The organism is Streptomyces glaucus, from assembly GCF_039533365.1.
In the GTDB taxonomy this organism is placed as follows: domain Bacteria; phylum Actinomycetota; class Actinomycetes; order Streptomycetales; family Streptomycetaceae; genus Streptomyces; species Streptomyces glaucus.
Genome location: NZ_BAAATK010000024.1, coordinates 93,692 through 99,691, shown reverse-complemented (window position 1 = coordinate 99,691; position 6,000 = coordinate 93,692). Strand labels below are relative to the sequence as shown.

The following is a 6,000-nucleotide window of genomic DNA, read 5'->3' as shown; positions in this document are numbered from 1 at the left end:
AGGGCAACCACCCGCCAGCCGCGTCCCCAACCTCACGGGTCAGTACAGCTAGCCGGCGTAGGTCTCGAACTCGGCGACCTTCGGGGTGCCGGTCGAACCGGTGATCTGGAAGGTGATCTTCTTCAGCGAGACCTTGGGGAAGCTGATGACGCCCGCGCCGCTGCCGGAGGTCAGCACGGCGCCGGTGTCGCCGTTGACGACCCGCCAGGACCCGATGACGCCCGCGGAGCCCGCCGCCTCCCGGATGTTGATCTTGGAGACGCCGGTGGCGGACCCCCACTTGACCGAGACGGAACCGGTCGAGCCGGCCGGCGACCAGTACGTGCTCAGGTTCCCGTCCCGCACGTTGCCGTAGCTCGTCCCGTCGGCCTTGCTGGAACCGTCGGCGCCGGCCCCGAGGCTGAGGTTCGTCCCGCCGGGCGGGGTCGGGTCGGTCGGCGTCGGCGTGGGGTCGGTCGGCGTCGGCGTCGGGTCGGTCGGCGTCGGGCCCGGGTTCTGCGGCGTGCAGCTGCCGTCCGACACCTTCAGGCCCTTGCCGGCGCCCGCCGTCTGGGCGACGACGCTCGGCACGCAGTTCGCCGCGTCGAGGCTGTAGGAGTACGGGACGCTGACGCTGGTGTTGGACTGCGGGTCCGGACCGGCCGGGTTGGTGTCCTCGCCGGGGGCGGACCAGGTCACGTTGTCGAAGATGTTGCCGTTGACCTGCCAGTACCCGGCCGCGTCGGTGTAGAAGGTGCCCAGGACGTCCTTGGAGTCCTCGAAGTAGTTGTTGTCCACCCGGGCGCGGGCCCCGGCACGGGAGTTGATGCCGGACTCGTTGAGGCTCTTGTAGTGGTTGTTGTAGATGTGGGCGATGCCGCCGCGCAGCAGGGGCGCCCGGGAGTCGATGTTCTCGTACAGGTTGTGGTGGAACGTCACGTACCCGTTCGAGGTGTCGCTCTCGCTGGAGCCGATGAGGCCGCCGCGGCCGGAGTTGCGCAGGACGCTGTAGGACAGGGTCACGTACTGGGTGTTGTCCTTCATGTCGAAGAGGCCGTCGAAGCCCTCCGACTCGCCGCCCGACGCCTCCAGGGTGACGTGGTCGACCCAGACGTTGCGGACGCCGCTCTCCATGCCGATGGCGTCGCCGCCGTTGGACGTGGGCGAGCCGGACTTCTTGACGTTCCGCACGGTCACGTTCTGGATGACGATGTTGCGGGACTCCCGGATGTGGATGCCCAGCTGGTCGAAGACGGCGCCGCTGCCGACTCCGACGATCGTGACGTTGCTGATCTGCTTGAGCTCGATCACTCCGGCCGCAGTGCTGCAGCTGCTGCCCGACACCTTGGCGGTGTTGGCGTGGTTGATGGTCCCCTCGACCTGGATGGTGATCGGGGTGCTGCTGCTGGCCCGGCTGCACAGGGCCTGGTGGATCGCGGTTCCCGTGGTGGCCCGCACCGTCTGTCCGCCCGCGCCGCCGGTGGTCCCGCCGTTCTGGGTCGCGTAGCCGGTGGCTCCGGTGGTCGCCGCCGCCGCTTCGGGCAGCGACAGGGCCACACCGGCCACGGCCGCAAGGGCCCCCGTGGTCAGCGCCGCGGAGAGTCGCAGAGCGACTGGTCGTCTCATCCTCGCCTCGCCTTTCGTCCTCGCGTGCCGGGCGCGACCCGTCATATGACATGGGCATGTCAGTAGAGCGGCCGAAGGTGGCCGCACGGCCCGGCTCATGGATTGGGAAAGCGCTTTCTGGCCGCGACAGTAGAGTGGTGCGGGAGTAACTGGCAAGGTTCCGCACAGTTACGGAACGTTTTCCTCCGGATTTTGTGGGAGCGCGCCCACGCGCGGGGGAGGGGCCGGCGGTGCGACACCGCAGGCCCTGTGCGTCCCGACGTGCCGCGATCCCCGGCCCGCCTCGGAGGACCGGCGGCCCCTCCGCCGCTCCGACGCCGAGATCTCCGAGCGGTACCCCTGCCGTTCCCGGCGCTCCTCGCGCGGGAGTGCCGCGGCGCGCGAGCGGCTCCTTCGACGGGCGCCGGGGCGGGAACGGCCCGGGGACGGCCGGCGGCGGTCGTGGAAGAGCGCGCACCGGTTCGCGGGAACCCCGCGGTCCTCCGCGCCGCCCGCCGGTGCCCGCGGCGGTCACGCGCGTCGAACAGCGCGGACCGGGACACCGTCTCCTCGCCGGCAGGTGCAGGCCGGGAGTGTCGGTGCCCCGTGCCATCATCCTCACGTGCTGCGGATCCCGGGATACGAAGACGGCCCCCTGACCGAGGGAAGCGCCTGGCTGGACGAGCCCCTGTTCTGGCCGGTGCACCTCGGCAGCTGCCTGCGGAGCGAGGAGGCGCAGCGGGCCGCGTTCGGAGCCGACCGGGACGCGGCCATGGAGCTGTACCGCGAGCTGTCCGCCGACCACGAGTGGCCGGTGTTCAGCGTGCCCCTGCGCTCGGGCCACACCCTCCACGCCGTCTACCGCAACCTCGAGGGGGAACACGGGCTGGACTATCTGGTACATCACCCGGCGTGGCCCGAGGCGGAGACCCTCGCCGTGGTCGACGGTCACTTCATGGGGCCCGGCCTGTCCTGGCCGGAGCTGGTGTCCGCCGCCCGGCAGCCGGTGACGGAGGGGGCCGGCGGCCCCGACGCCCGTCTGCTGCTGCTCTTCCCGGCCCTCGGCGACGCGCGGCCGCCCGACGACGCGGCCCCGGTCCTCACCGCCGCGCTCGCCGCTCTCACGGTGATCGAGGAGCCCGCCGAAGTGGCGAGGATGCTCCTGGAGGAGCAGGGACTGTGGGAGCCCGCCCGCTGGCGGACGGCGGACGGCGTCCGGATCAACGACGGCGGGCACTCCTACCGGAACCCCGGCAACCCCTTCGCGCTGCCCTGGGATCGCCTGCGGGAGATCGGCGACGCACTGGACGGCCGGGAACGGCCGGCCGGCCGAGCGCTCCGGGCCGCGGGGCCGCGGGGCGGGCCGGGACGCTGAGCGGCGGGATGCCCCGGCACCAGGACCCGATGGCCGACCGCGCCCGGAACCGTACGGGCCCGCGCCGGCGTCCCGGTACCGGGAACCGGTGACCACGAGCGTCTCGCCGGACACGACTCCAGGGCGGGACGAATGACGGACACGGCCACCGGCGCCCTCCGCGACGCGGACCGGCGGCGGACACCCGGCCGGCGAGGACGCGCGGGGGGACGGCTGGGCTGCGGCGTCGCGCTCGCCGTGCCCGCCGCCCTGCTCGTGGTCCGGCTGACGGGACTCGACGAGGGAACGCCGCTCGCGGTGCCCCTGGTGCTCCTCCCCTACGCGGCCGTCCTCGGCGTGCTGGTGCTGGGCGTGCTGATCGCCGTCCCCGCCCTGCGGTCCCGGTGGTCCGTGGCCGTCGCCGCGGTCGTGGCGGCCGCCCACCTGGCGCTGCTGGCACCGCGGTTCGTACCCGAGAGCCGGCACGTGCCGCCGGGGTCGGCCGAGCTGCGCGTCGCCACCGTCAACGCCGACGGCGGCGACGCCGACGCCCGTGCGCTGGTGGAGCTGGTCCGCGCCGAGCGGATCGACGTGCTGGCCGTGCAGCAACTGCCGCCGGAGGGGGTGGCCGCGCTCGACGCCGCGGGCCTGGACGCGCTGATGCCGTACCGGGAACTCCACCCCGAGTACGACTCCTCGATCTACGCACGGCGCCCGCTGACCCGCGCCGGCACGACGCGGGCCGACACCGCCTGGCCCCAGACCACCGCCGAGGCGGCCGTCGGCGGGCGCAGGGTACGGCTCGTGGCCGTCCACACCTACTACCCGCTCGGAGACGCGGAGCGCTGGACGCGGGACATGACCGCCCTCGCCTCCCTGGCCCGGCGCAGCGGCCCGGACACCGTGTTCCTGGGCGACTTCAACGCCTCCCTCGACCACACCCCGATGCGCAGGCTGCTCGCGGCCGGCCTCACGGACACCCACGCCGAACTCGGCCGGGGCTGGGCCCGCACCTGGCCCGTCGGCCACGCCCTCGTCCCCCCGCTGATCCAGCTGGACCACGTGCTGCACGGCCCCGGCCTGGTGGGCATCTCCGTCGGCGAGCGCACCGTGCCGGGGACGGACCACCGGGCCGTCGTCGCGGTGCTGGCGCTGCCGCCGGCGAAGGGCCGGGCCGCCTGACCCCGGTCGGGCGGCCCGGCGGGCCGGCCCGGCGGCAGCCCGCTCCGGCCCGCGCCTACAGCACCGGCAGGTTCTTCCGCAGCTCGAACGCGGTGACCTCGGAGCGGTACTCCTCCCACTCCTGCCGCTTGTTGCGCAGGAAGAAGTCGAAGACGTGCTCGCCGAGCGTCTCGGCCACCAGGTCGCTGCGCTCCATGAGCGTCAGGGCCTCGCCGAGGTTCTGCGGCAGCGGCTCGATGCCCATCGCGCGGCGCTCGGCGTCGGAGAGGGCCCACACGTCGTCCTCGGCGCCCGGCGGCAGCTCGTAGCCCTCCTCGATGCCCTTCAGGCCGGCGGCCAGCAGGACGGCGTACGCCAGGTACGGGTTGGCGCCGGAGTCCAGGGAGCGGACCTCCACGCGCGCCGAGCCGGTCTTGCCCGGCTTGTACATGGGCACCCGGACCAGGGCCGAGCGGTTGTTGTGGCCCCAGCAGATGTAGGAGGGGGCCTCGCCGCCGGCGCCCGCGGTGCGCTCGGTGCCGCCCCAGATGCGCTTGTAGGAGTTCACCCACTGGTTGGTGACCGCGGAGATCTCCGCCGCGTGCCGCAGCAGGCCCGCGATGAAGGAGCGGCCGACCTTGGAGAGCTGGTACTCGGCGCCGGACTCGTAGAAGGCGTTGCGGTCGCCCTCGAAGAGGGACAGGTGCGTGTGCATGCCGCTGCCGGGGTGCTCGCTGAACGGCTTCGGCATGAACGTCGCCTGGACGCCCTGCTCCAGCGCGACCTGCTTCATGACCAGGCGGAACGTCATGATGTTGTCCGCCGTGGACAGCGCGTCGGCGTACCGCAGGTCGATCTCCTGCTGGCCCGGGGCGCCCTCGTGGTGGGAGAACTCCACCGAGATGCCCATCGACTCCAGCATGGTGATCGCCTGGCGGCGGAAGTCCATGCCGATGTTCTGCGGGGTGTGGTCGAAGTAGCCGGAGTTGTCGGCGGGCGTCGGGACCGAGCCGTCCACCGGCTTGTCCTTCAGCAGGAAGAACTCGATCTCCGGGTGCGTGTAGAAGGTGAAGCCCAGGTCGGAGGCGTGGGCCAGGGCGCGCTTGAGGACGTAGCGCGGGTCGGCGAACGACGGGGAGCCGTCCGGCATGAGGATGTCGCAGAACATGCGGGCCGTGCCCGGGGCCTCCGCGCGCCACGGCAGGACCTGGAAGGTCGACGGGTCGGGCTTGGCGATCATGTCGGACTCGTAGACCCGCGCGAAGCCCTCGATGGCGGAGCCGTCGAAGCCGATGCCCTCGTCGAAGGCCTGCTCCAGCTCCGCCGGGGCCACGGCCACGGACTTGAGGAAGCCCAGGACGTCCGTGAACCACAGGCGTACGAACCGGATGTCGCGCTCCTCCAACGTCCGGAGCACGAACTCCTGCTGCTTGTCCATCTTCCGCTTCCCCATCCTTGCTGGTCAGGCCGCCTGTCTCCGGTCCCACGGGAGGCGGTCGGGCACCTGAGCATCCCACCACAACACCATTTCGTGCGCGTTGCGGACCTTGATCGGCCGGCCGACCCCGGTCTGAACGCCTCACCTCCGGCAGGTGCACAGCTCTGCGCCCATCTTGCCTGCTCGCACCGGCATCCGTAACGGCCGGTCCGCACTCCCTTCCGGTCCCCGCGACGCGCACGCCGACGCGGATCCGGACGGCGCGCGCCCCGGGCGGGTCCCGGGGCGCTTCCGGTGCCGTCCGGGCCGCCGGCCGCGACCGTCCGCGCCGGCGCCGCCGGTGAGGGCGCCGACGGTGACGACGGCACCGGGAGAGCTGCCCTCACCAGGAACGACGCCGTCAAACGGAGCCGGCGCGTGGGGTGCCCCACACCACACGCCACCCCATCGCGTCGCACTGACG

Annotated in this window: 4 protein-coding genes; 2 read left to right on the top strand and 2 right to left on the bottom strand. The window is 72.8% G+C overall.

Features of this window, described 5'->3' with window-relative positions:
• Window positions 1–48: 48 nt before the first annotated feature.
• On the bottom strand, window positions 49–1,605 hold the full coding sequence (locus ABD363_RS19220; protein ID WP_344605140.1) for a pectate lyase family protein: 1,557 nt from the start codon (window positions 1,603–1,605) through the stop codon (window positions 49–51).
• A gap of 601 nt (window positions 1,606–2,206) precedes the next feature.
• On the opposite strand from ABD363_RS19220, the gene ABD363_RS19215 reads away from it, so the two are divergent.
• Together ABD363_RS19215 and ABD363_RS19210 are read left to right on the top strand one after the other, a co-directional pair.
• Window positions 2,207–2,959, top strand: a complete 753-nt coding sequence (locus ABD363_RS19215) for a hypothetical protein (RefSeq protein WP_344605138.1) — start codon at window positions 2,207–2,209, stop codon at window positions 2,957–2,959.
• A gap of 132 nt (window positions 2,960–3,091) precedes the next feature.
• Window positions 3,092–4,120 carry an endonuclease/exonuclease/phosphatase family protein gene (locus ABD363_RS19210; RefSeq protein ID WP_344605136.1) on the top strand — a complete coding sequence of 343 codons (1,029 nt, stop codon included), beginning with the start codon at window positions 3,092–3,094 and terminating at the stop codon, window positions 4,118–4,120.
• Window positions 4,121–4,175: 55 nt separating this feature from the next.
• On the opposite strand, the gene ABD363_RS19205 is transcribed toward ABD363_RS19210, so the two are convergent.
• Window positions 4,176–5,537: a glutamine synthetase family protein gene (locus tag ABD363_RS19205; RefSeq protein WP_344605134.1), complete on the bottom strand. Its 1,362-nt coding sequence runs from the start codon at window positions 5,535–5,537 to the stop codon at window positions 4,176–4,178.
• Window positions 5,538–6,000 lie beyond the last annotated feature (463 nt).